Below are 23,260 nucleotides of genomic sequence, written 5' to 3' on the forward strand. Positions count from 1 at the left end.
GTTACAGTTCTCTCATTCAGATCGCTCCACCCATGACCCAGGCCACTCTCTCTGCTCCCAACGCCCTTGATCGCGCCGCCATCCGCGGTGCCACTGTCACCACCGAAGACGGTGGTCGCCTCAATGCCTTCGCCACGGAACCCCGCATGGAAGTGGTGAGCGCCGAGCGCGGCTGGGGCTTCCACGAGCGCGCCGAAAAGCTGAATGGCCGTATGGCCATGCTCGGCTTCATCGCCCTGCTGGCCACCGAATTCGCCCTGGGAGGCGAAGCCTTCACCCGCGGCCTGCTGGGCATCGGTTGACGCTGAGCCGATTCGGTTGCCCAACCCCATCGCCATTGCCATGACTGAGTCTCTTTCCATCAACAGAGAGTTCTTTGTCGAGGCTCATTCACGAGCCATCGACAGCTGCACCGAACTGGAAGACCTCCGCAGGGTTTCCAAGTCACTGCTGAGAGCATGGCAGCTTCAGGCCATGTTCAGTGAGCAGTATGGGGCTGAATTGCTCGGTATCCCCAGGCCCTGAACATTCTGGGTCCGTCGCCACCATCGCTGGACAGATCCCTGTTGTTCGGCTCTCTCTTGAACACACAGGTCCAATCTCGGGCCAGAGGTCACGATTTCACACAGCCTCAGCATCGTCACCCGTGCCAGCGCCCATGGCCTGAGGCAGCCGCTCGCAGCTGTAGCGCTCCAGGTCTCCACGTCGTTGTGAGAACTCAGGCCGGTCGGGATCGAGCGCCTGCCACCACCAGCGCCCGTCGGTGTAACTGAGGGGACCGGCGTTATTGGTGCGTGGCAGCTGCAGGCTGACGCCCCGCCACCGGATCACGATGAACGCACCAGGCACAGTGCCGCCATTGCTGTTGGGGATGCCTGTGGCATCCACGGCTCCTTGAAAGACCTCCGCGCTGAGCGGATCACCTGCGCAGCTGAACTGTTCGGCGGCATGGGCGCCCGGCACGGCGAGCAACACCGCCAGGAGCAGGGCCAGAAGCTGAGTCACGGCACCGGTGCATTGATCGCCAGGATGACGCAATCCCCTTGCTGCTCGTGAGGTTGCCCTGGGCTTGAGCAACCGATGTGCCGAGGCGCTTGTCGCTCCATTCAGCACTCGTTGGCCATCCGATCGACCTCTGCTGTGCCCTCCGCCGTGGCCTCTCCACCGACCGACGCGCTCATCAGATGCACCAGCAGGTCGGCGAACTGATCCCGGTCGACGGGGGCAACCTCGCTGCCATGCAGGAGGTCTTGCATGAGGATCAGATGCACAAGGGCACCCATGAAGATGCGGGCGCGCAGGTCGGGCTGGCTGGTGGGCGTGGCAGAAAACAACTGCACCACCTGACCCACGCCGGTGCGTTCCAGCTGGCTCACGAAGGTCTTGGCCAGCTCGGGAAACCGCTCCGATTCGCCGATCACCAGGCGCAGGAAGGAGAGGAACTCCGGATGGGTATGGCGGCTGGCGAGGCAGCGGTTGGCCAGTTCGCGCAGGGCGGCGGCGGGCTCGGCGGGCAGGGCCTGCTGGGGTGAAGCGCCGAACAGGCCGGAGAGGCGATGGCCCACCATCTGCTCGGTGAGGGCACGGAAGAGGGCTTCTTTGTCTAGGAAATAGCTGTAGACGGTGGCCTTGGACACGGCTGCCGCTGCTGCGATCCGGTCCATGGAGGCGGCGGCATAGCCGTGGCGCAGGAACTCGCCGCGGGCCCCCTCGAGGATGGCGTCACGCTTGCGCAGGGAGCGCTGACGCCGGGCGGAACTGGCGGGAGGAGACGGCACCAATCCAGAACCAAAAACTGAACTAAACCGTATAGTAATAGAAGTTGGACGACGGATCCATGCAGGCCACCTGGCTCCGCACGCGCCGCGGCCAGTTGCTGCTCCTCGGCGGTGGGGCGTGCCTCCTGGCGGCGGTGCTGGTGGGGCGGCAGGCGCTGGTGCGGCGGGCGGCGCCTCCCCCACCGGTTGCCGCCGAGCCACCCATCCGCACCGTGACGGCCCTCGGCCGGCTCGAGCCGATCGGTGAGGTGCGCACGATTGCCCCGCCCACGGCCAGCGGCGCCCAGCCCCGGCTGCAGCGGCTGTTGGTGGATCAGGGGGATGGGGTGAAGGCCGGTCAGCTGCTGGCGGTGCTCGACAACCAGGCCCAGCTCGAGGCGTCCGTGGCCGCCGCCTGGGCGGAGGTGAACCTGCTGCGCTCGCGGCTGGCCATCGCCCGCGCCGATGCCGGCAGCGGCGAAGCCAGCCAGCTGGCCAAGGTGCGCTCGCTTGAGGCCCAGCAACGGACGGCGGCCACAGAAGCCCGCCGGTACCAGGCCCTGTTCGCCAGCGGGGCGGTGTCGGCCGAGGAGCGCGACGCGCGCCAGCTCACCCTCGACACCGTGAGCGCCTCGCTGCAGGAAGCCCGGGTGCTGCTGGAGCGGCAGCGGGCCCGCAGCACGGCGGGCTCCGGCGGCACCGATCTCGATGTGGAAGCGGCCCAGCGCGGCCTCGAACAGGCCCAGGCCAACCTGCAACAGGCTGAGGCCGCGCGCGACGACAACCTGATCCGCTCCCCGATCGATGGCAGCGTGCTGCGGGTGTTCGCCCGCGCCGGCGAATCGCCCGGCAACGCCGGGATCCTTCAGATCGGCCAGACCCGGCGCATGCAGGTGGTGGCGGAGGTGTATGAAAGCGACCTGCCGCGGGTGAAGCCGGGCCAGCCGGTGCGGATCAGCAGCCCGGCCCTGCCGCGTCCGCTGGAGGGGCGGGTCGGTCTGATCGGCGCGATCGTGCTGCGCCAGAGCGTGATCAACACCGACCCCAGCGCCAACAGCGACAGCCGGGTGGTGGAGGTGCGGGCGCCGCTGACGCCGGAGAGCAACCTGCGGGCCTCGGGCCTCACCAACCTGCAGGTGCGCGCGGTGATCGGCCCATGAGAACCCCCCTCGGCTGGCTGCAGCTGCGCCACGAACGGGGCCGCTTCATCGTGGCGCTGGCCGGCATCGCCTTCGCCGATCTGCTGATGTTCATGCAGCTGGGCTTCCAGGCGGCGCTGTACGACAGCAACACCCGGCTGGATCGTTCCTTCAACGCCGATGTGGTGCTGATCAGCCCCAAGGCGCTGAACCTGCAGAACCTCTCCACCTTTCCCCGCCGCCGCCTGTTTCAGGCCCTGGATGTGCCCGGGGTGGTGGATGCCCAGGGGCTGTACATCCGCACCGTGACCTGGCGCAATCCCCAGACCCTGCGCAGCGCCACGGTGCAGGTGCTGGGCTTCAATCCCGACGCTGCTGTGCTGCGGCTGCCGGAGGTGATGGCCCAGGCCGATGCGCTGAAACTGCCCGATACGGTGTTGTTCGACCGGGGCGCACGGGGCCAGTACGCCGAGGTGATCGATCGGATCGATCGGGGTGAGCGGGTCACCACGGAGATCGAGCGGCGCACGATCACGGTGGCGGGTCTGTTCCGGCTGGGGGCCTCGTTTGGTGCCGATGGCACCTTGATGGCCAGCGACCAGACCTTCCTGCGGATGTTTCCGCGGGTGAGCGCCGGCAGTGTGAGCGTGGGGCTGCTCACCCTGGCGCCGGATCAGGACACCGCCGCGGTGGTGGAGGCCCTGAAACGCCATCTTCCCGATGATGTGAAGGTGCTCAGCGACGCCGATTTCATCCAGTTCGAGGAGAACTACTGGCGGGTGGCCAGCCCGGTGGGCTTCATCTTCGGGTTGGGCACGGCCATGGCGTTTGTGGTGGGGGTGGTGATCGTGTATCAGGTGCTGTCGACGGATGTGAATGCCCACCTGCGCGAATACGCCACCTTCAAGGCGATGGGCTTCCGCAACCGCTATCTGCTGCTGGTGGTGATGGAGCAGGCCCTGATCCTGGCGGCGCTCGGTTTCATCCCCGGGGCGGTGATGCCGGTGGGGCTGTATGCGCTGGCCGCCAATGCCACGCGCCTGCCGATCGCCATGACCGTTGAACGGGCGATCACGGTGTTTGTGCTGACGCTGGTGATGTGTCTGGCCTCGGGGGCGATCGCGACGCGGCGCTTGCAGGCGGCCGACCCGGCTGAGTTGTTCTGAGCAGGAGCCCCGCCATGGCCAGCGCGATCTCGATTCAGGGGCTTAAGAGTTTGCTGAAAAACCAACCCACGAGCCAGTTTTCCACAGGCATCAGTGGATTTCCGGCTCAAAAAGACGGATCGGCGGCTATCAGAGCCGCAAACAGCCCGATTTCGGCATCGTTGGCCTCTCTGCAAGGCATTGGTTGAGGCCTATTGGGCACACCTCTGGACAACGGGCTGTTCATGCCGCCTCCATCGCGGGCTTGAGCAGGTTGCCCAGGCGGATCAGGTTGTAGGCGATCACATGCAGGCCAAACACGGCGCCGACCTTCTCGGTACCGCGCAGTTTGAACTGGCGCAGCCCTCCGAACGCCTTGATCCAACCAAACACCTTTTCGATCCCCCGGCGGGCGTTGATCGATTTGGAGTAGCCCACGTGACGGGTGGTGCGGCCATCAATGGCTGAGCCACCGCTGCGGGCCGTGTTCTGGGCCACGTGGGGCGTGACACCGATCCGCCGCATCTCAGCGACAAACCCTTTGGTGTCGTAGTTCTTGTCGGCGCCGACGGTCTTCTGGTGGGCACCGGTGAGGTCTGCTGCCATCTCTTTGGCGGCATCCCGCTCACCGGTGCCCGTGGCCTGGGTGACGCGGCAATCGACGATCAGGTCGTGGCGGTTGTCCATGAGGACATGGCCCCGATAGCTCAGCTGCGCTGGATGGGCATTCGATTTCCGGGCCAGCCGTGCCTCAGGATCGGTGCTGGAGCGGTGGGTCTCGTTGCTGAGCTTGATGCCGCGAAAGTCCCCTTTGGCGCGCTTCTTTCCCTCTTTGGGAGCACCGAATCCTTCGCCAGGACCTGTGGGCGGAGGCGGAGGATCCTCCTGGCCATCGATCCGCTCCAAGGAAGCGTGTGACGCCCAGGCCTGGAGCAACGTGCCGTCCACCGAAAAGTGCTCGTCACTGAGCAGCGGTTTGACCTCGGGTGCTCCCATCAGCTTCTCCAGGAACAGCCCCATGACGTCGTCAGTGAGGAGCCGATCACGATTCTTGGTGAATGTGGTCGGATGCCAGATCGCATCGTCAGGGCTCAAGCCCACAAACCAGCGGAACAGCAGGTTGTAGTGGACCTGCTCCAGCAGCAGCCTCTCGGAGCGGATGCCGTAGAACGCCTGCAACAACGAGGCCAGCAGCAGCTGCTCTGGCGGCACCGATGGTCTCCCTTCTGAGGCATACAACCTGCAGAAGGTGGGATTGAGTCGATCGAGGGCCTGATCCGCCAGCTTGCGAATCCGCCTGAGTGGATGGCTGGTCGGGATCCGCTCCTCGATCGAGACGTAGGAGAACAAGGAGCCGCTGCGCTCCTGCTGACCTCGCATCAAACCTGGGGCAGTTGCCCTATTTTCGCAGAGGCGGCGGGGTTTTTCAGCAAACTCTTAACCACAGCTTCGGCCGCGGAGCGGTGCGGCGCCAGGTGCTGTTCGATGTGGCGCTGGAGGTGGAGAAGGGCGAGATCGTGCTGCTCACCGGACCCTCCGGTTCGGGCAAAACGACGCTGCTCACCCTGATCGGCGGGCTGCGCGCGGCCCAGAGCGGCTCGTTACGGGTGCTGGGCCGCGAGCTGATGGGCGGATCGGACCGGGCCCTCACCCTGGCGCGGCGCGAACACGGCTACATCTTCCAGGCCCATAACCTGCACCGCAGCCTCACCGCCACCCAGAACGTGCGCATGGCGCTGGAGATGCGCGGCACCCTGAGCACCGCCGAGATGGACCGCCGCGCCCGCCGGATCCTGGAGAGCGTGGGGCTGGGCGATCACCTGGAGATGAAACCCGACCAGCTCTCGGGCGGCCAGAAGCAACGGGTGGCGGTGGCCCGGGCACTGGTGGGCGAGCCGCCGCTGCTGCTGGCCGATGAACCCACGGCCGCCCTCGACAGCCGCTCCGGCCGCGAGGTGGTGACGTTGATGCAGCGGCTGGCCCGCGAGCAGGGCTGCACGATCCTGCTGGTGACCCACGACAGCCGCATCCTCGACGTGGCCGATCGCACCGTGTCGATGGAAGACGGCCGGCTGCGTTGAGCGGATCAGAACAGCCCCAGCCGCCTGAGATCTTCCATCCCTGCTCCCTGTAACTCTTGCCAGAGTTGTGCCAACAGATCGGAAATCCCCTGCTTGTTACGAACGGCCTGACCCTTCTGATCGTGCAGGGTGAGGCCAGCCCTCAGTATTCCCATTGCCACCATCTGCACCCGATCGGCATCCTTGAGTCCGAGCCCCTCCACCTGGGTCAGCAGGATCTGGGCGTCTCCCAGAGGGATGGGAAGTCGCAGATCCGGTGCCAGCAGTCCACCGGCCCCCTTCCCCCGAGATGCCAGCTCGACCAGCTTCTGGTTGAAGGCTGTGATTTCGGCCGGCTCGGCCGCCTTGAGGCCTGGCTGGGAACCTGCGGCCAGGGCTGCGAATGGATCGGTGCCCACCCGATTCTGATCCAGCAGCAGTGCCAGCTGGGGCAAGAGATCGCGGGGTGCCTTCCCCAACTCCTGGGCCAGTTCACCCAGGCTGCGGGGCCCATCAGCCAGGACCCGATCCACAGTCTGGAGAATGGCGGCATTGATGGCCATGGTTCCCATGCTGGTGGGGAATCCCTGGCGGGCTTTCAGGGAATCCTGTCGCAGGATCAGAGGCAGGGAAGCCAGTTCGACCTGGGTGTCGGAGGAATTGGGAGGAACCACCCCACGGGCAAAGAGATCGCGCCGAAACGATGGCCGCGTCCCTTTGCGTGGTGTAAAACCCGAGGCCCGAATGCCCTGACTCAGAGGGTGAACAGGGTGGAATGACGGGCTGTCATTCCTGAGGCGCAGATGCACCTCGTTTTTCCACGATGAAATGAGGCGATTGACTTGTCAAGTCTCTCGTCTGATCGCGGCTGTGTTGTGAGCGGCAGGGGTCTTCTATGCAGCCCAGGGGTTACAGCGCCGGCCCCCGGGCGGCGATTGAGGCCGCTGCGCCCTGTGGGGGCGCTGCCACCTCAATCACCTGGGGCCTGCGTCTTGCACCTCTGCGGCGGCGGCGCTGAGCAGGGCCGGCAGATCCTCCAGCTCCGGGATGGCGGCCATGCTCTCGGCTGAGAACATGCGGCGTCCCTCCAGCTGCCAGTGCTCGTGCTGCTCCAGCAATACCGCGCCCACCAGGCGGGTGATCGACGCGTCGTTAGGGAAGATGCCGACCACCCTGGTGCGGCGCTTGATCTCCTCGTTGACCCGCTCCAGCAGGTTGGTGCTCCAGACCTTCTTCCAGTGAGGCTGCGGGAAGTGACGGAAGGCCAGCACGTCCTCTCTGGCCTCGTTCATGAGCTCGGTGGCCTTGGGGAAGCGCTCCGCCAGCGAGGCGGCCAGGTCATCCCATCGGCTGAGGATCTCTCCGGCATCCTCCTGAGCGAACACCGAGCGCAGGGCGGCGGTGACCATGCCCTGGTGGGCTTTGGGGACGCGCTGGAGAAGGTTGCGGGCGAAGTGGACGCGGCAGCGCTGCCACACACAGCCCTGCAGCTGGCGCCTGATGGCCTTGGTGAGGCCCACGTGGGCGTCGCTGATCACCAGCTTGACGCCAGTGAGGCCGCGCTCCTACTGCTTCGCAGAAGCCTTCGGCTAGAGCGAGGCAATGAACTCGCTCCAGAAGCCCTCGGTTTCGCTGTCGCCCACCTTGAGACCCAGCAACTCCCGGCGGCCGTCCGCGTTCACCCCCATGGCGACGACGACAGCCCGTGAGCAGACCTGCAGGGCCTTGCCCAGCCTGCCCTTGAGGTAGGTGGCATCCAGGTAGACGTAGGCGTAGCCGGACTCCTGCAGGGGCCGGCTCAGGAACGCCTGCACCTGCTGGTCGATCTCCTGGCAGATGCGACTGACCTGGGATTTGGAGATGCCGCTCTGCGATCCCAGGGCCCCCACCAGGGCATCGACCTTGCGGGTGGAGACGCCGCCGATGTAGGCCTCCATGATCACGGCATAGAGGGCCTGATCCACCCGGCGGCGGGGCTCAAGGATCGAGGGCAGGAAGCTGCCGGCCCGCAGTTTGGGGATCAGCAGGTCGATGTCGCCCACCTGGGTGGTGAGGCTGCGGGGCCGGTAGCCGTTGCGGTAGCCGAGCCGTTCCTCGCTGCGCTCATGGCGGTCGGCACCCAGAACGGCGGCAACCTCCAGCTCGATCAGCTGCTGCAGGCCGTGGCGGGCCAGCTCCGGGATCAGCTCGCCGGCACTGCTGCCATCCAGTAGCGGCGCCAGGTCAACTGCGGCACGATGGGTCTTGGGCGTGTGTCACGAGTCAGCAGGTGAAAGCCAAGGCTGATGAAACTGCATCGGGGATGGGAGTGTGGCCTCCCGGGATCGGCCTGCAGGGGCTGGTACCAAACCACCCCGTGCTGCTGCGTTCAAAAGACGTGGTGGTGAGCGACGGGGAAACGGCGGACTGGATCCGTCAGGTGTGCGACGAGAAGGTGAGCGCAAGCGAACCGTTGATGACGCGCCGATATCTATTTCAGACGCTGCCAAAACGGGAGGCGGCCCAAATCTCCTGGATCAGTGTGGACAGAGCCTGTCTATGGACCACACGGCAGCCGGCGTATAGGAGTTTGCTGAAAAACCAACCCACGAGCCAGTTTTCCACAGGCATCAGTGGATTTCCGGCTCAAAAAGACGGATCGGCGGCTATCAGAGCCGCAAACAGCCCGATTTCGGCATCGTTGGCCTCTCTGCAAGGCATTGGTTGAGGCCTATTGGGCACACCTCTGGACAACGGGCTGTTCATGCCGCCTCCATCGCGGGCTTGAGCAGGTTGCCCAGGCGGATCAGGTTGTAGGCGATCACATGCAGGCCAAACACGGCGCCGACCTTCTCGGTACCGCGCAGTTTGAACTGGCGCAGCCCTCCGAACGCCTTGATCCAACCAAACACCTTTTCGATCCCCCGGCGGGCGTTGATCGATTTGGAGTAGCCCACGTGACGGGTGGTGCGGCCATCAATGGCTGAGCCACCGCTGCGGGCCGTGTTCTGGGCCACGTGGGGCGTGACACCGATCCGCCGCATCTCAGCGACAAACCCTTTGGTGTCGTAGTTCTTGTCGGCGCCGACGGTCTTCTGGTGGGCACCGGTGAGGTCTGCTGCCATCTCTTTGGCGGCATCCCGCTCACCGGTGCCCGTGGCCTGGGTGACGCGGCAATCGACGATCAGGTCGTGGCGGTTGTCCATGAGGACATGGCCCCGATAGCTCAGCTGCGCTGGATGGGCATTCGATTTCCGGGCCAGCCGTGCCTCAGGATCGGTGCTGGAGCGGTGGGTCTCGTTGCTGAGCTTGATGCCGCGAAAGTCCCCTTTGGCGCGCTTCTTTCCCTCTTTGGGAGCACCGAATCCTTCGCCAGGACCTGTGGGCGGAGGCGGAGGATCCTCCTGGCCATCGATCCGCTCCAAGGAAGCGTGTGACGCCCAGGCCTGGAGCAACGTGCCGTCCACCGAAAAGTGCTCGTCACTGAGCAGCGGTTTGACCTCGGGTGCTCCCATCAGCTTCTCCAGGAACAGCCCCATGACGTCGTCAGTGAGGAGCCGATCACGATTCTTGGTGAATGTGGTCGGATGCCAGATCGCATCGTCAGGGCTCAAGCCCACAAACCAGCGGAACAGCAGGTTGTAGTGGACCTGCTCCAGCAGCAGCCTCTCGGAGCGGATGCCGTAGAACGCCTGCAACAACGAGGCCAGCAGCAGCTGCTCTGGCGGCACCGATGGTCTCCCTTCTGAGGCATACAACCTGCAGAAGGTGGGATTGAGTCGATCGAGGGCCTGATCCGCCAGCTTGCGAATCCGCCTGAGTGGATGGCTGGTCGGGATCCGCTCCTCGATCGAGACGTAGGAGAACAAGGAGCCGCTGCGCTCCTGCTGACCTCGCATCAAACCTGGGGCAGTTGCCCTATTTTCGCAGAGGCGGCGGGGTTTTTCAGCAAACTCATAGACGGCACGAGCTCATCGCAGGCCCTGATGCGGAACGTGAGAACCTGCCATGGAATGCCAAGGGAACATCCCAAGTGGTCACCACCATGAGGGTCAATACCGATGTCTGTGGCAGGGGCGGAGCAACCCGTAGTAGCGATGATGGGTCTGTAACGGACTCGGAGCCAAGGGGTTGCATCATCCCGTTTGGAGTCTCCCATCAACTGCCTACGGCAGGAGGAATGGGATGACAACAGACAAGCCGCTACCGATTACCAAGGTGATGGTCTGGAAGGCCTATCAACAGGTGAAACGGAACGGACAGGCGGCCGGTGTGGATGGCCAAAGCCTGGACGACTTCAACAAGGATCTGGAGAATAATCTCTACAAACTCTGGAATCGGATGGCATCAGGAAGTTATCTTCCGCCACCAGTTCGGCGTGTGGAGATTCCCAAATCCGGTGGAGGCGTCAGGCCGCTGGGTATCCCGACGGTTGCTGATCGCATCGCACAGATGGTGGTCAAGCAGGTGCTGGAGCCAGAGCTGGAGCTGATCTTTGATCAGGATTCCTACGGCTACAGACCGGGCAAGTCAGCGCATCAGGCAGTAGAGGTCTGCCGTCAGCGCTGCTGGAGGTCCAACTGGGTTCTCGATCTCGACATCAAGGGGTTTTTCGATGCTATCGATCACGACCTGTTGATGCGCGCGATCAAGGCCCATACCTCCGAGCGCTGGGTGGTGCTCTACCTGCAACGATGGCTGCAGGCACCGGTTCTGTTGCCGGATGGCACGCTCCATCCCAGGGACCGGGGCACACCGCAAGGTGGTGTCATCAGTCCACTGCTGGCCAATCTGTTCCTGCACTATGCGTTTGATGTGTGGATGCGCCGGAGCCACCCGGCCATTGCCTTTGAGCGCTATGCAGATGATGTGATCTGTCATTGCCACAGCGAGAAGGAAGCTCGGCGGTTGCTGGAGGCATTGCAGGATCGCTTTGCGTCCTGTGGCCTCCAGCTTCATCCCCAGAAGACCCAGGTGGTCTACTGCAGGGATAGCAACCGCCGGGCACCGTTTGCTGATGTCACGTTCACGTTTCTTGGTTTCGCGTTTCGGCCACGTGTGTCTCGCAATTCTCGCGGAGTCATCTACACAGGCTTTTTGCCGGCAGTGAGTCCGCAGGCTCTCCAGCGTATGCGGGAGAGGATTAGGTCGATAGGGCTTCCATCGCTCGTGTATCTGTCGCTTGAGGAGATCGCTAAAGTGCTGAATCCAGTGATTCGTGGCTGGATTCAGTACTACGGTCGTTTCTATAGGACAGAACTGATCAGGAAGTTGTATCGCTACCTGGATGACAGAATTGCAGCCTGGTTACGGCAGAAGTACAAAAGGCTGCGGGGTCGTCGGCTCCAAAGCTGGCGAGTACTTGCCAGGATCAGGTCTGGACATCGTGATCTGTTCGCGCACTGGCGTCGAGTCAGTGAAGTGGCATGTGGATGATGGGAGCCGTATGACGCGAGAGTGTCACGTACGGTTCTGTGAGCACCTCGGGGGGAAGTTCCCCGGGGTGACTCGACATGGTTCGTCTGGTTGAGGTGGTTCTCGAACCAGGGAAACGGGCCTGCCCACCCCTTGCAACGCCAGCCGCTGGGCCAGCCACCTGAGGTGCGCGGCCCACCCCGGCTACGCCGGGGTGGGGGTGCCGGGGGATTTACACCAAGCCTTGGGACGCCAGCGAAACGATTGACTGATGGCCAGGTCGAAGAGGATCTCCTGCAGTGCTGGATGTCGGGCCTGTGCGACCCAGGCGGTCCGGATCGGATCGAGCATCTGCGGGAAGAGTTCCGGCAAGGTGGCCGAGCCCACGTGGGTCAGGCCTGCTTGAGCGCAGGCTCGATGCATGGGCCCCACATAGAGCGGTTCATGGGTGGCTTGGTACTCCCCCAGCAGGTAGGTGCCCGGTGCCTTGCTCAACGCCTGCAGAGCAGTGCGTAATTCCGGATGGAACCTGCCGAGGGGCGATGTGTGGGTGTCCCCATCCCCGAGCAGCTCTTGAAGCCAGGCCGTGGCCTGCTGCAGTGAGGCCTCGCTGGTGTTGTGACCACTCAGCAGACCCAGCTCCAGAGCCAGCATCTGCAGAGGGCTGCGTGACAACCAACCTGGATAGGTGTTGTAGGAGCAGTAGAAGAGTCCACCCGGCTGCAGGTTGTGGCTTGCCGCCTCCAGCAAGGCCTGGCGGGTGTCCGCGTCCACCCAGCAGGCAATGCCATGGGCCAGCACCAGGTCGTAGGCCTCGGGCCAGAGGCGACAGGGGCCGCGATCCGGCGGTCCTTCGGTGAAATCCCGCAGATCCGCCACGGCGAACTGCACATTGCTCAGACCCAGCTCCCTGGCCTGTGTGGTGGCCCGCGCCACATGGCTGGGATGGAAATCGATGCCGAAGAACTGGGCATCGGGATGGGCGGCGGCGTTGAAGATCAGGTTCAGACCGTGGCCGCAGCCGAACTCAAGAACGGTGAAACGCCCCTGCCGCAGATCCCAGCGATGGCGACCGCCAAGCAGGCTGGCGATTGCCAGCCAGGAGACGGCCAGTTCCCGGTGCACAAAAGCTGGGTACAGTCGGTCCTGGCGGTAATCCATGACTCAGGAGATACCTGCTACCGCTTGGAGAATCGCACCAGAATGGGAGATCCAGCGGCTGCCGGCGACGCTGACTGCCACAGTTGACCGATGTGTGGTCGTTATTCTCTCACCAGCCCCATCGACCAGCTGCTGCTGCGTCTGCAGGGTCCGCTGCCGCAAGGCCTGGCGGCCCACTACGCACCGCGGCAGGAGATTGTGGCAGGGGAGCCGGTGCTGATTCAGCGGCAGGAGCATGGCCAGCTGCAGGTGGGGCTGGCCCTGTGGGGCCTGCTGCCGGAATGGCAGAAACAACCGCTGGTTACCCCCCGGCCGATCAATGCCCGCAGTGAAACCGTGGCCGAGAAGGCGAGTTTCCGAGGCGCCTGGCGCCATCGCCGCTGCCTGCTGCCGGCGACTGCCTATCGCGAAGGTCGCGGATCACGCTGTGTGTGGGTGAGCCGCCGCGACCGGCAGCCCTTCTGGCTGGCGGGTCTGTGGGACCGCTGGATCGGCCCGGATGGCAGTGAGGTGGAGAGTTGCTGCGTGCTCACCACCCGCGCCAATGCCTTGGTGGCTCCGTTCCACCCCCGCATGCCGGTGATCCTGCCGGACGGACTGGAAGACGCCTGGCTGCAGCCGGCGAATGGAGCTGCCCTGCGGGCCCTCGAACCCCTTCTGGAGCCCGTGGAGCAGGGCGACTCGTGGCAGGCGGACCCTGGACCTGCCAGGGGCCGGGCGCTTGGACCGGATCAGCAGATGACCCTCTTCCATCTCTGAGGTAACCCGCTAGCGTGATGGGGGATACCAGCGAAATGCCAATGTGGAGGAGCGCTGAATCAAGAGGATCGGGCGTGGCCAACAGGAGCGAAAAGAAAGGTTTTTCCCCACGCAAGGAGCCCCGCTTCAGTGTGCCGGCGTTCTCGGTTCAGATTGCTGCGATTTTAGAGATCGATGGCCAGCAGTACAAAGCTCGCCTATGGGATGTCAGCCTTTCAGGCTGCTGCATCGCCATTCCTGACAAGGAGGGATCCCCTGTGCCCGGGGATCATGGCCAGGTGCTCATCCGCAATCCCAGTCCGGGTGATCCTCTGGTGAGCAACGCTACCGTGATGTGGATGGATCATGTGGGATCAGCGTATTTTGTCGGCTGCAAATATGACAAGCCGATTGAGCTGAAGGGGACGTTTTTGTCGGTATATGAGCAGAAGAGATGAATAAATCTTACAGTGTTATCCGTCTCGCGCTAAAATAGGCATAGGAGTGGTCTTATCGTCTGATTTAGGGAGACGCAAGTCCCTGGCTCAGGCTAGATGTAAAAATGCATAGAAAAAGCAGGCAGTGGTTACATGAAGTTCGCCATTAACCCATTGATAAAGGCAAGGCAGAGAACCGGTTTGATCCAGAGTTCTCTTCGGCTTTCTCAGCCTCTTACCAAGAGTACCCGTTCAGGAGTCGGGACAGCTCGCAACGAACATCGGGCTTGCTGAACCCTTGACGGTGGCTTGATTCCTGGTTGCATCTCAGTAAGAGACTCCTTGCGATGACCACCCCACCGGCCGGGATTTCAGAAGCCGATTGGGCCGCCACCCCGGTGGGAGTGAAGGCTGGATTTCTTGAGCTGGTCAGTCAGTGCCAGAGGCAGCAACAGGAGATCGAGCAGCTCCGCATCCAGCTCACCGCCCTGGCGACCGAACTGGCCCATCTGCGCGAGCGGATCGGCCGCAGCTCCCGCAATTCTTCCAAGCCTCCCTCCAGTGATGGCCAGGGGTTTAAGCCGCCCGAACGACGCAAGGGCAGTGGCCGCAAGCGCGGCGGCCAGCCGGGCCATCCCGGATCTGGGCCGGAGCTGCTGCCGATCGAGCGGGTGGATGAGGTGGTCGAGCACCACCCCCAGGCCTGCCGCCGCTGCGGCACGTTGCTACAGGGTCAGGATCCCGAGCCCTTGAGGCACCAGGTGATCGAGATTCCACCGATCACGCCTCTGGTGATCGAGCACCGGCTGCACCGCCTGGTCTGCCCCTGCTGTTCCACCAGCACCTGTGCCTCGTTACCGGCGGAGGTGGAAGTAAGCCATTACGGTCCCCGGCTCAGTGCTCTGGTGGGTCTGCTGGGTAGTGCCTTCCCGTTGAGTTTCAGCAAGACCCAGGCGCTGCTGGATCAGCTGCTGGGGGTACAGATCAGCCGGGGAGCGATGGCCACTATCCGCCAGCGCTTGAGTGCAGCACTGGAGCAGCCCATGCAGGAGGCCCTTGCGTTTGCCCGTCAGCAGTCGGTGGTCTATGTCGATGAAACCGGTGCCCCCACCGGTAATGCCGATGGGGGCAACCCCGATGGCCGGCGCGGCTGGGAGTGGGTCATGGTGACCGCCATGGGGGTGACAGTGTTCTTGCAGAGCCTGAGCCGCTCGGCTGCCGCCGCGATCGACCTGCTCGGGAATGCCTTTGGCGGAATTGTGGTGAGCGATCGCTTCTCCGCCTACAACCATCTCCCGCTGGAGCAGCGCCAGCTGTGCTGGGCGCACGTGATCCGCGATCTCACCGCCATCGCTGACCGTCAGGGCGCCAGCGGTGAGATTGGAGCGGAGCTGCTGGGCCTGCAGCAGCAGCTGTTTGCCCAGTGGCACCGCTACAAAGACGGAACGATCGACTGGTCCACGTTGCAGCAGGGCTGTCGGCCGATCCGCCAGGCGTTTGTGGGCACGCTGCAGCGGGTTGTGGAGCTGGGCTGCCAGCGCGGCGAGCGAACGCCGTGGGCCAAGACGGTGCGTACCTGCCATCAGTTGCTGCAAGTGAGCGATGGCCTCTGGACCTTCCTGGAGATTGAAGGGATCGAGCCCACCAACAACGCAGCCGAGCGTGCCCTGCGCCATTCGGTGATTCAGCGCAAGATCAGCCATGGCGTCCAATCCCGCCAGGGTGCAATCTGCCGCAGCAGGTTGCTCACGGTCACCACCAGCCTGCGGCAACAGGGCCGTGATATCTGGCAGTTCCTGGAGCAGGCCTTGATCGCCCATCATCGCGGCGGTGAGATGCCATCGCTGTTGCCGAATCCCTGAGCCGGCCGTCATCGATCGTGGTGTCTGTGGTTGCTCGTTGATCAACGATCAGGGGTGGAATGCTGCGCTGCTGCGTCACGGCCCCTGAACGGATACTACCAAGAGTGAAGATGGCTATTCTATGGCTATGGTATTGATCCTAGTACTTACCGTTATCCTAGGTTCGGTTGCCATTGCTAGCCGCAGCACATCAGGCTTGCTGGGGATTGCTCTTTCCTCCAAGAATCGAGATGCTCGCGAAGCAGCCGAGACTGGGATGACCGAGATAATTTCAGAATTGAACAAAGAACAGAATCGCGCCCTCTTAATTGCCAACAAAGCATATACAAGCTGGAGTTCATCCGACACCAATGGATGCACCTTGTACAATGCTAATGGTACATTAACAGGTAATCCTGCCCTGTCGCCAACTTCGAGAGCTATCTCGACTTTCACAAGCACATCCAATCCGGTGACAATTGACAACTCAAGACAGTTCAGAATAACCAATATATCATATACCGATTTGTCTCGCTCTCCCTACACTACCGGTCCAAGCGGAAGCCTAGAGAACACAAGGAAAGGGAATCAAAAAGGTTTACTTCGCTTGTCCGTTGAGGGGCTAGCACTAAATGCCTCTGGCGATGTTGTTTCGAGAGCAACAATAACAAGAGACTTTGAGATTGTCCCTAAGTGCTGTAAGCGATCTTTTAGCAATACAACTGGCAAAGACTGGGGAAGGGATACGAGGCCTTGCTTGTCTACGGGTGGCGGAGGAACAATTGGCATTTTAGTTGGCCGTATGCGTTCAGGGGTCGGGACGCCCCACCGCACGAATGCAAGCCTGATCGCTCACCGCTGAGCGATCAGAGACTCTTCCTTGTCCTTTCTTCTGCCTTCAGGGATCGCTCAGCAGTGACGGCATCACCCCATCGCGGTGATGGGCGATCCAGGCCTGCTCCAGGAACTCCCAGACATCCCGCCCCTGTTGCCTGAGGGTAGTGGTGACCGTGAGCAGGCGGCTCCGGCAGATCGCACCTTGGCGGGATTGGACTCCTTGACTGATCTTGCGCTGAATCACCGATTGGCGCAGGGCACGTTCTGCGGCGTTGTTGGTGGGCTCTATTCCCTCGTTCTCCAGGAAGGTCCACAACCCACCTGTCACCTTCTGGAGCTGCTGGCACGTGCGCACTGTGCTGGCCCAAGGCGTTCGCTCGCCGCGCTGGTAGCCGAGCTCTACTACCCGCTGCAGCGTGGTCTCAAAGGTCTGGCGGATCGGCCGGCAGCTTTGCTGCAAGGCGGGCCAGTCAATCTTTCCCTCCTTGTAGCGGTGCCAGTGGCCAAACAGCTGCTGCTGCAGGCCCAGCAGCTGGGCTCCGAATTCAGCGCTGGCGCCCGGGCGTTCGGCGATGGCCGTCAGGTCGCGGATCAGGTGCGCCCAGCACAGCTGGCGCTGCTTGGTGGGCAGGTGGTTGTAGGCCGAGAAGCGATCGCTCACCACAATCCCGCCAAAGGCGTTCCCCAGCAGCTCGATGGCAGCGGTCGTCGATCGACTCAGCCCTTGCACAAATACCGTCACCACGGCGGTGACTATCCGGCGACAATCTGGTTGAGGGGTCGCGCCAAACAGGTTGACCGCTCCTGAGGGGCTCTGCTGAATCCGGTTGCCATGCGCAGGGCACCGGCTCATGCCTGCTCCCCTCACCGCTCAACAGATTGCGCTGTACATGTCCAAACGACGAGCCGGCAGCCGCCAGGAGGTGGCTGCCGCAGCGGCGGGCATTTCGGTGAGCAGTGCCCACCGCATTGATGCTGGCCGCCTCCAACCCAAAGCCGCCAAGCCCCGTGGCCGGCGGCGGCCCGATCCATTGGCTGAGGTCTGGGAGCCCCTGTTGCTGCCGCTTCTGGAGCGCCATCCAGCCCTGACGCCCACCACCCTGCTGGAGCACCTGCAGGAGCAGAAGCCAGATCAAGACTGGAGTTCGCTCAAACGCACCCTGCAGCGGCGGGTGCAGCAGTGGAAGGCCTTGCACGGTCCAGCGCCGGAGGTGATGTTCCCGCTGGCCTACCAGCCTGGAGAGATCGGCTTCTGCGATTTCACCCGGCTGAAACGGGTGACGATCACCCTGCGCGGCGAACCATTTCCCCACCTGCTGTTCCACTACCGCCTGGCCTGGAGCGGCTGGGCTTATGGGCAACTCATCCATGGTGGCGAGAGCTTTGTCGCCCTTTCAGAAGGGCTGCAGAACGCCCTGGCCGCCTGCGGTGGGGTGCCCAAGGAGCTGCGCACCGATCGACTGTCGGCCGCCAGCCGCAATCGGGATGGCAGCTACGCCCTCGACATCACCCCCCGCCACCAGGCGCTCTGCGCCCACTACGGCCTCAGTGCCAGCCGCAATAACCGCGGCGTGGCTCACGAGAACGGCATCATCGAGGCTCCCCATGGCCATGTGAAACGTCGGCTGGAGCAGAAGCTGATCCTGCGGGGCAGCTGCGATTTCGAGGAGCCCGCCGAATACGCCCAGCTGCTCGCTGAGGTGTTCTGTGCCCTCAACGCCCCCCGGCAGCAGCGTTACGAGCAGGAGCTGGAGCACCTGGGGCCCCTGCCGGCCTTCCGCTTTGCCGACTACGAGCTGCTCACAGTGCGGGTGCGCAGCACCAGCACGATCGAGGTGCGGCAGGTGATCTACTCAGTGCCGCCCACCCTGATCGGCCGCCAGGTCATGGTGCGGCTGCACCACGACCGGCTGGTGGTGTTCCTGGGCAGCGACTGGGTCTGCCAGCTCCCCCGCCTCTATGGCGCCTCTGGTGGCAAGCGGGCCTGGTGCATCGATCTGGAGCACCTGATCGATGCCCTGCGGGCCAAGCCCCGGGCCCTGCTCCATTGCCGCTACCAGCGCTACCTCTTCCCTGATTCCCGCTGGTGGGACTTCTGGCAGCAACTCCTGGTCGGCGGTGACCGTGACGCCGCTGCCCGGCTGATGGTCGAGGCCCTGTATGTGGCGGTGCGGGTGGCCTCCTATGCGCTGGTGCTCGCCTTCCTGGAGCAGGCCCAACGCCGCCAGACCCTTTCGCTGTCGGCTCTGCAGCAGCGATTCCGCGTTCCTCCCCGTTGCCAGAGCCTCCCCGATCCCGCCATCCCCCAACACCTGCTGGCTACCTATGACCACCTCGTCCCCATGCCCGCGCTCTGCGGCGGTGGAAGCGGCGCTGCCGCTCCTGCTCAAACAGCTGAAACTGGCGCGCTTCCGCAGTCACTGGCAGCCGCTGGCCGATCAGGCTGATGCCCAGGGCTGGAGCCCGGGCCAGTTCCTCTACGCCCTCTGTGAGCAGGAACTGGAACAACGGCAGATTGCCCGCCAGCAACGCCTGCTGCGCGGTGCCCATCTCCCGTGGCAGAAAGGTCTCGATGGCTTTGACCACCAGCACCTCGAGCCCCACCACTGGCAGGAGCTCCAAGGCCTGACGCGGCAGACCACTTGGCTCCTGCAGGCGGAGAACCTGCTGCTGTTTGGTCCCAGCGGTGTGGGCAAGACCCACCTGGCCATTGCCATCACGATGGCAATGGCGGCGCAGGACCAGGCCTGCCGCTTCTTCCCGGCCACCACGCTGGTGCAGCTGCTGCAGAAGGCCAAGGCGGCCTACGACCTGCCGGCGATGCTCCAGAAGCTCGATCGCTATGCCCTGCTGGTGATCGACGACATCTCCTACGTGCGCCGCAGCGAACTGGAGACCTCGGTGCTGTTTGAGCTGATCTGCCACCGCTACGAGCGGAAATCCCTGCTGGTGACCAGCAACCAGCCGTTCCGGGAGTGGGACGACATCTTCCCGAGCGGATCGATGACCGTGGCCGCGGTGGACCGGTTGGTGCACCACTGCCACATCATCGGGATCAAGGGCGAGAGCTACCGGCAGAAGGCAGCTGCCGCAAGGGTTTCCAAGGATTCCAGCAACCCGCCAACGTAATTGACGCGGACGTCATGGCCGCCACGATCAACGGCAACACCGGCCCAGCCCGGCAAAACCAAGGCGGCGACACGAAAACTGGCCCTCTCGCCATGAGATTGAGGCCAGAACCACAACTTGATTGACGCGCCACGACAGCCATGGGCACGATCGAGGCCCCATCAGGATTTCAGGCCTGGTGCCGCAGCAAAATTCAACCGGCTCACCGGTCAACCTGATTGGCACAAGCCATCAACCTGATTGACACGGGACAGGTGACCATGACCCACTGCCAGCCCCGCTTTCCAGTGGGATTGTTGCCGTCGGCATTGCCGGTGGGGGCGCCAGTTTCATCTACGTAGGCCACCGGCTGCACGCGGGCAAAAGCAAGGGCCTCCTGCATGGGCTGCTCCAGTGCTGCACTCAAGCGCTGGCGGACCCGTGCAATCGCGCCGCGGCTCATCTCCACTCCTACCAGCTGCTGGAGCAGGGCCTGGGTCTTGCTGAAACTCAACGGAAAGGCACTGCCCAGCAGGCCCACCAGTGCACTGAGCCTTGGGCCGTAGTGACTGGCCTCCACATCCGCCGGCAACGAGGCGCAGGTGCTGGTGGAACAGCAGGGGCAGACCAGGCGATGCAGCCGGTGCTCGATCACCAGCGGGGTAATCGGCGGGATCTCGATCACCTGATGGCGCAGGGGATCGAGATCCTCTCCCTGGAGCAAGGTGCCACAGCGGCGGCAGGCATCAGGGTGGTGATCCACCACCTGATCCACCCGCTCGATCGACAGCAGCTCTGGTCCGGATCCGGGATGGCCCTGCTGGCCGCCCCGCTTGCGGCCACTGCCCTTGCGCCGTTCTGGCGGCTTAAAACCCAGACCATCACTGGAGGGAGGTTTGGATGAGTTGCGAGAGCTGCGTCCGATCCGCTCACGCAGGTTTGCCAACTCGGTGGCCAAGGAGGTGAGTTGGCCGCGCAACAGCTCGATCTCCTGCTGCTGGGCGTTGATCAGCGCTCTGACGCTGGCGGGAGTTTCCAGCCAGTCGGCTTCTGGAATTCCAGCCGGATGTGCGGTCATCACAGGCGGGTCTCTACCTGAGATGCAACCGGAAATCAAGCTGTCGTCAAGGGTTCAGCAGGGCCGATGTTCGCCGCGAGCTGTCACGCCCCCTGAACGGATACAGTTGGCCTTGGCTCAAATCCAACAATCAATACTAGTAATAATGGGCACCTCGAAAAATTAGCTGTTTCCCAGTGTTCTGCAGGCATGCAAAAAGCCGCCAATGGCGGCAGGCAGCAGAATTTTGTATCGGCGACTGAGCTTTTTACTGCGCTATCGGATACTCCTTCGAGGATTCATGCCACCACTGGTGCATGGCTGATGCGCTGAAGATAGCGAAGGAAGTTGAAGGCCAGATTCTTGAGCCCCCACCATGCCTCGTTCCTTGCCAGCCCAATCTTTCGCGTCAGCTTCCCACCCATTGACATTGTCATGCAGCCGAAGACATGCTCCACACAAGCTCTAATGGCTGACTTGACGCGATTAAGGTCCTTGGCGGCGGCGCTGAGCGGGTGATTGCGAGCGCCCTTATCGTGGATCAAGCTTTCGAAGCGCCCCAAGCTCAGCAGATCTTCAAAGCACTCACCTGAATAAGCTGAGTCTGCCCAGACATAATCATGTTCATTCTCCGGATCCAGCAGCCGTGGAAGCATCTGACTGTCATGAATATTGGCAGGTGTAATAGCATATCGGCGGATAAAGCCATGGTCGACGTCAATGCAGATGCTGTTCTTGTAACCGAAGTAGTTGATGCCGTTCTTTTTAACCCAGCGAGCGTCTAGATCCTTCTGCCGCAGGCGATCTGGGTTTTCTTCCCAGCCTTCCGGCAGCCTACCAGCTTTGATTTCCTTGTTCTCGTCACGGGTGTTGCGCTGTTTGGGAACAGGTACGAGAGTCGCATCAATAATCTGACCACCACGGGCTTGGAGTCCCTGTGAGCGGAGGTATGCCTCGAACATCTCGAAGAGCTCCCCAATCACTCCTGCTTTGCGCAGCCTCTCCCTGAACAAGGCGACTGTGGTTGCGTCAGGAATGTTGTTCATCACACCCAGTCCCACAAACTCCTCAAAGGAACGCCTGTCATTCACCTGGAACTCAAGCTCGTCATCGCTGAGGTTAAATAGCTGCTGGAGAACAAGCATCTTGAAAAGGATCAGCGGATCAATCCGCTTACGCCCTGCATTGCTCTTGCGATCCTGCGCGTATCCTTGGTCAAGTATCGGCTGGAATTTATCCCATGGGATCGAATCAGACAGCCGCTTGAGAACCGGCTTCTTCTCCTGGAGCTTTGCGACCCTTTGCTGTTCGTCCCAAAAACCTCTTTGGCCCACCGCTGGCATACAGTCTGACTTCCTGATTCTATCGCTATTTCATCGTAATCAACCAGCTTGCTGATTTTTCGAGGTGCCCTAATGTCTTAGACATCAGAGACGAATCCGGTAACAATGTAACAACCGCTCTTTGCCTCCAAGGAACATCGGCATGTGATAATGATACTCTTGGAAATATTGGAAGAAATGTAGACATCGTCCCCGTGGCTCTAGACCCAGCACCGGCTGTTCCAACCTACCCAGGGTCAATCACAACCAAGGGAACAATTACAACATCAAATAATTCTAGATATATTCGTGTCAACACGTCTGGGACTGTTCAAATCTGCCAAAGCAACGCTACAAACTGCTCAAGCCTAACCATGTGCGAACAGGTCACTGACGCTGTTACGTCTGTTGTCAGTCATTGGTGCCGACTACGCGAGATTGATAATAGCAATAAGGACTTAATTATTGACAGTACAAATTCTCCAGGCGGCATTAGATTTTACTTTGACGACACAAATACTGGAGACGTAATTGACTTAGGTGGCAACGGCACAATTCAGCATGTCAGATGTACTGCTCCACTGGCTGATAACGGGGGGGCATGTGGAACGAATGCCACATTAGCAAACTTCGACAAGTTACTTCTTTTCGCGACCGGAAATAAGACAGTTAACATTAAAGGAACAGGAGGCTTGTCCATGGGAATTCTGGCTCCAGCAGGTACTGTTGAGATTCTTGGAAATTCAACATTTTTAGGAGTCACTCAATCAAACAATTTCAGGGCCAATGGCAATGTTACCATAAGAGTTCCTAATTCTTCTTCCAATGCTATTGGCAATGGTTTTGGCAGCTTCCCAGTCGAAGCGTACGATTGGGTAGCCCGAGGTATTCGATACTCTTCAAACTATTAGATTATCACATTCAGAATACATCTATGGCAACATTGCACTCTCTAAGCCGTCGAACAGATGCTTTTGCTTATGACCAAAAAGTTCAACCAGTTGAATCGGATGGATTCACTTTGATTGAAATCCTTGTTGGTGCAGTCTTATTGGCGATAGTGGCTGGTATGGCAGGAAGTCTGGTTATGGTTTCTAATCGATCTCTAACTCAATCAGAAGCCTTGGCAAATGCAGGATCGGCGATTGATAAGAATATTTCAGAGATTAGGCAGATTGCAGAGCGATTTACTTGTGTCAGGCGACAGCGAAAACTGGCCCAGATGCGACACGAAATCTGGCCCCCCTCTGCGAGCCACTGACCA

24 protein-coding genes and 1 pseudogene are annotated in these 23,260 nt (G+C 62.0%); 15 read left to right on the forward strand and 10 right to left on the reverse strand.

Annotated elements, in window-relative coordinates; genetic code table 11:
• The first annotated feature begins 32 nt into the window (after positions 1-32).
• A complete protein-coding gene (locus H8F26_RS12140; RefSeq protein WP_197154189.1) occupies positions 33-302 on the forward strand; it encodes a high light inducible protein in 270 nt (89 codons plus the stop codon).
• A gap of 16 nt (positions 303-318) precedes the next feature.
• Complete coding sequence (locus H8F26_RS12145; protein WP_231597808.1) at positions 319-525, forward strand: hypothetical protein; 207 nt, start codon at positions 319-321, stop codon at positions 523-525.
• A 96-nt stretch (positions 526-621) separates the two neighbouring features.
• Here the strand turns inward: H8F26_RS12145 and H8F26_RS12150 are convergent, their stop codons facing one another.
• Together H8F26_RS12150 and H8F26_RS12155 are read right to left on the reverse strand one after the other, a co-directional pair.
• Entirely contained in the window at positions 622-1,005 is a 384-nt protein-coding gene (locus tag H8F26_RS12150; protein ID WP_197154191.1) for a hypothetical protein, read from the reverse strand.
• Positions 1,006-1,106: 101 nt separating this feature from the next.
• Positions 1,107-1,778 (reverse strand): TetR/AcrR family transcriptional regulator, encoded by a 672-nt coding sequence (locus tag H8F26_RS12155; RefSeq protein WP_304623223.1) that lies wholly within the window; start codon positions 1,776-1,778, stop codon positions 1,107-1,109.
• A 44-nt stretch (positions 1,779-1,822) separates the two neighbouring features.
• On the opposite strand from H8F26_RS12155, the gene H8F26_RS12160 reads away from it, so the two are divergent.
• The 3 genes from H8F26_RS12160 to H8F26_RS12170 are packed head-to-tail and all read left to right on the forward strand — an operon-like array spanning position 1,823 to position 4,250.
• On the forward strand, positions 1,823-2,917 hold the full coding sequence (locus H8F26_RS12160) for an HlyD family efflux transporter periplasmic adaptor subunit (protein ID WP_231605170.1): 1,095 nt from the start codon (positions 1,823-1,825) through the stop codon (positions 2,915-2,917).
• On the forward strand, positions 2,914-4,062 hold the full coding sequence (devC, locus tag H8F26_RS12165) for an ABC transporter permease DevC (protein WP_197154195.1): 1,149 nt from the start codon (positions 2,914-2,916) through the stop codon (positions 4,060-4,062). The genes H8F26_RS12160 and devC overlap by 4 nt, the downstream gene beginning before the upstream one ends.
• A gap of 14 nt (positions 4,063-4,076) precedes the next feature.
• Complete coding sequence (locus tag H8F26_RS12170) at positions 4,077-4,250, forward strand: hypothetical protein (protein ID WP_197154197.1); 174 nt, start codon at positions 4,077-4,079, stop codon at positions 4,248-4,250.
• 34 nt (positions 4,251-4,284) lie between these two features.
• On the opposite strand, the gene H8F26_RS12175 is transcribed toward H8F26_RS12170, so the two are convergent.
• Positions 4,285-5,421, reverse strand: coding sequence for an IS5 family transposase (locus H8F26_RS12175; protein WP_197153730.1), 1,137 nt, complete (start codon positions 5,419-5,421; stop codon positions 4,285-4,287).
• Between the two features lie 14 nt (positions 5,422-5,435).
• Between H8F26_RS12175 and H8F26_RS12180 the strand changes: the two genes are divergently transcribed.
• The gene (locus H8F26_RS12180) at positions 5,436-6,122 is read left to right on the forward strand and encodes an ATP-binding cassette domain-containing protein (RefSeq protein WP_197154206.1); all 687 of its coding nucleotides are present in this window, start codon (positions 5,436-5,438) and stop codon (positions 6,120-6,122) included.
• A gap of 5 nt (positions 6,123-6,127) precedes the next feature.
• Here the strand turns inward: H8F26_RS12180 and H8F26_RS12185 are convergent, their stop codons facing one another.
• Entirely contained in the window at positions 6,128-6,775 is a 648-nt protein-coding gene (locus H8F26_RS12185) for a hypothetical protein (RefSeq protein WP_197154208.1), read from the reverse strand.
• A gap of 300 nt (positions 6,776-7,075) precedes the next feature.
• Positions 7,076-8,251, reverse strand: a pseudogene (locus tag H8F26_RS12190) (IS256 family transposase).
• Between the two features lie 119 nt (positions 8,252-8,370).
• Between H8F26_RS12190 and H8F26_RS12195 the strand changes: the two are divergent.
• On the forward strand, positions 8,371-8,808 hold the full coding sequence (locus tag H8F26_RS12195; RefSeq protein ID WP_197154210.1) for a hypothetical protein: 438 nt from the start codon (positions 8,371-8,373) through the stop codon (positions 8,806-8,808).
• Between the two features lie 34 nt (positions 8,809-8,842).
• Here H8F26_RS12195 and H8F26_RS12200 read toward each other — a convergent pair whose 3' ends face one another.
• Positions 8,843-9,979: an IS5 family transposase gene (locus tag H8F26_RS12200; protein ID WP_197153730.1), complete on the reverse strand. Its 1,137-nt coding sequence runs from the start codon at positions 9,977-9,979 to the stop codon at positions 8,843-8,845.
• 286 nt (positions 9,980-10,265) lie between these two features.
• On the opposite strand from H8F26_RS12200, the gene ltrA reads away from it, so the two are divergent.
• Positions 10,266-11,516: a group II intron reverse transcriptase/maturase gene (gene ltrA, locus H8F26_RS12205; RefSeq protein ID WP_231597922.1), complete on the forward strand. Its 1,251-nt coding sequence runs from the start codon at positions 10,266-10,268 to the stop codon at positions 11,514-11,516.
• A 183-nt stretch (positions 11,517-11,699) separates the two neighbouring features.
• On the opposite strand, the gene H8F26_RS12210 is transcribed toward ltrA, so the two are convergent.
• Complete coding sequence (locus H8F26_RS12210; RefSeq protein ID WP_197154212.1) at positions 11,700-12,656, reverse strand: class I SAM-dependent methyltransferase; 957 nt, start codon at positions 12,654-12,656, stop codon at positions 11,700-11,702.
• Between the two features lie 90 nt (positions 12,657-12,746).
• Between H8F26_RS12210 and H8F26_RS12215 the strand changes: the two genes are divergently transcribed.
• From H8F26_RS12215 to H8F26_RS12225, 3 genes are all read left to right on the forward strand, one after another.
• Positions 12,747-13,415: an SOS response-associated peptidase gene (locus tag H8F26_RS12215; protein WP_197154214.1), complete on the forward strand. Its 669-nt coding sequence runs from the start codon at positions 12,747-12,749 to the stop codon at positions 13,413-13,415.
• A gap of 74 nt (positions 13,416-13,489) precedes the next feature.
• A complete protein-coding gene (locus H8F26_RS12220; RefSeq protein ID WP_197154216.1) occupies positions 13,490-13,852 on the forward strand; it encodes a PilZ domain-containing protein in 363 nt (120 codons plus the stop codon).
• A 326-nt stretch (positions 13,853-14,178) separates the two neighbouring features.
• On the forward strand, positions 14,179-15,693 hold the full coding sequence (locus H8F26_RS12225; protein WP_197154224.1) for an IS66 family transposase: 1,515 nt from the start codon (positions 14,179-14,181) through the stop codon (positions 15,691-15,693).
• Between the two features lie 877 nt (positions 15,694-16,570).
• Here the strand turns inward: H8F26_RS12225 and H8F26_RS12230 are convergent.
• A complete protein-coding gene (locus H8F26_RS12230; protein WP_197154233.1) occupies positions 16,571-17,254 on the reverse strand; it encodes a transposase in 684 nt (227 codons plus the stop codon).
• 106 nt (positions 17,255-17,360) lie between these two features.
• Here H8F26_RS12230 and istA point away from each other — a divergent pair, with 106 nt between their 5' ends.
• Complete coding sequence (gene istA, locus H8F26_RS19465) at positions 17,361-18,956, forward strand: IS21 family transposase (RefSeq protein WP_231605172.1); 1,596 nt, start codon at positions 17,361-17,363, stop codon at positions 18,954-18,956.
• A complete protein-coding gene (gene istB / locus H8F26_RS12235) occupies positions 18,871-19,638 on the forward strand; it encodes an IS21-like element helper ATPase IstB (protein WP_231598236.1) in 768 nt (255 codons plus the stop codon). The genes istA and istB overlap by 86 nt, the downstream gene beginning before the upstream one ends.
• A 202-nt stretch (positions 19,639-19,840) precedes the next feature.
• On the opposite strand, the gene H8F26_RS12240 is transcribed toward istB, so the two are convergent.
• Together H8F26_RS12240 and H8F26_RS12245 are read right to left on the reverse strand one after the other, a co-directional pair.
• Positions 19,841-20,695 (reverse strand): DUF6444 domain-containing protein, encoded by an 855-nt coding sequence (locus H8F26_RS12240; RefSeq protein WP_197154243.1) that lies wholly within the window; start codon positions 20,693-20,695, stop codon positions 19,841-19,843.
• 278 nt (positions 20,696-20,973) lie between these two features.
• The gene (locus H8F26_RS12245) at positions 20,974-22,008 is read right to left on the reverse strand and encodes an IS5 family transposase (protein WP_197154244.1); all 1,035 of its coding nucleotides are present in this window, start codon (positions 22,006-22,008) and stop codon (positions 20,974-20,976) included.
• Between the two features lie 362 nt (positions 22,009-22,370).
• Here H8F26_RS12245 and H8F26_RS12250 point away from each other — a divergent pair, with 362 nt between their 5' ends.
• Complete coding sequence (locus H8F26_RS12250; protein WP_197154246.1) at positions 22,371-22,907, forward strand: hypothetical protein; 537 nt, start codon at positions 22,371-22,373, stop codon at positions 22,905-22,907.
• A gap of 23 nt (positions 22,908-22,930) precedes the next feature.
• Positions 22,931-23,257, forward strand: a complete 327-nt coding sequence (locus tag H8F26_RS12255; RefSeq protein ID WP_197154248.1) for a PilW family protein — start codon at positions 22,931-22,933, stop codon at positions 23,255-23,257.
• Positions 23,258-23,260: the final 3 nt, after the last annotated feature.

Origin of the sequence: Synechococcus sp. CBW1006, assembly GCF_015840525.1 — a bacterium.
Lineage (GTDB): Bacteria > Cyanobacteriota > Cyanobacteriia > PCC-6307 > Cyanobiaceae > CBW1002.

What these genes read in the sequence shown, in the direction of transcription:
- H8F26_RS12215 (WP_197154214.1), top strand. Translation starts at nt 12,747, where the DNA reads ATGTGTGGTCGTTATTCTCTCACCAGCCCCATCGACCAGCTGCTGCTG.
- H8F26_RS12210 (WP_197154212.1), bottom strand. Translation starts at nt 12,656, where the DNA reads ATGGATTACCGCCAGGACCGACTGTACCCAGCTTTTGTGCACCGGGAA.
- H8F26_RS12250 (WP_197154246.1), top strand. Translation starts at nt 22,371, where the DNA reads ATGTGCGAACAGGTCACTGACGCTGTTACGTCTGTTGTCAGTCATTGG.
- devC (WP_197154195.1), top strand. Translation starts at nt 2,914, where the DNA reads ATGAGAACCCCCCTCGGCTGGCTGCAGCTGCGCCACGAACGGGGCCGC.
- H8F26_RS12175 (WP_197153730.1), bottom strand. Translation starts at nt 5,421, where the DNA reads ATGCGAGGTCAGCAGGAGCGCAGCGGCTCCTTGTTCTCCTACGTCTCG.
- H8F26_RS12140 (WP_197154189.1), top strand. Translation starts at nt 33, where the DNA reads ATGACCCAGGCCACTCTCTCTGCTCCCAACGCCCTTGATCGCGCCGCC.
- H8F26_RS12255 (WP_197154248.1), top strand. Translation starts at nt 22,931, where the DNA reads ATGGCAACATTGCACTCTCTAAGCCGTCGAACAGATGCTTTTGCTTAT.
- H8F26_RS12200 (WP_197153730.1), bottom strand. Translation starts at nt 9,979, where the DNA reads ATGCGAGGTCAGCAGGAGCGCAGCGGCTCCTTGTTCTCCTACGTCTCG.
- ltrA (WP_231597922.1), top strand. Translation starts at nt 10,266, where the DNA reads ATGACAACAGACAAGCCGCTACCGATTACCAAGGTGATGGTCTGGAAG.
- H8F26_RS12225 (WP_197154224.1), top strand. Translation starts at nt 14,179, where the DNA reads ATGACCACCCCACCGGCCGGGATTTCAGAAGCCGATTGGGCCGCCACC.
- H8F26_RS12240 (WP_197154243.1), bottom strand. Translation starts at nt 20,695, where the DNA reads ATGACCGCACATCCGGCTGGAATTCCAGAAGCCGACTGGCTGGAAACT.
- istA (WP_231605172.1), top strand. Translation starts at nt 17,361, where the DNA reads ATGCCTGCTCCCCTCACCGCTCAACAGATTGCGCTGTACATGTCCAAA.
- H8F26_RS12170 (WP_197154197.1), top strand. Translation starts at nt 4,077, where the DNA reads ATGGCCAGCGCGATCTCGATTCAGGGGCTTAAGAGTTTGCTGAAAAAC.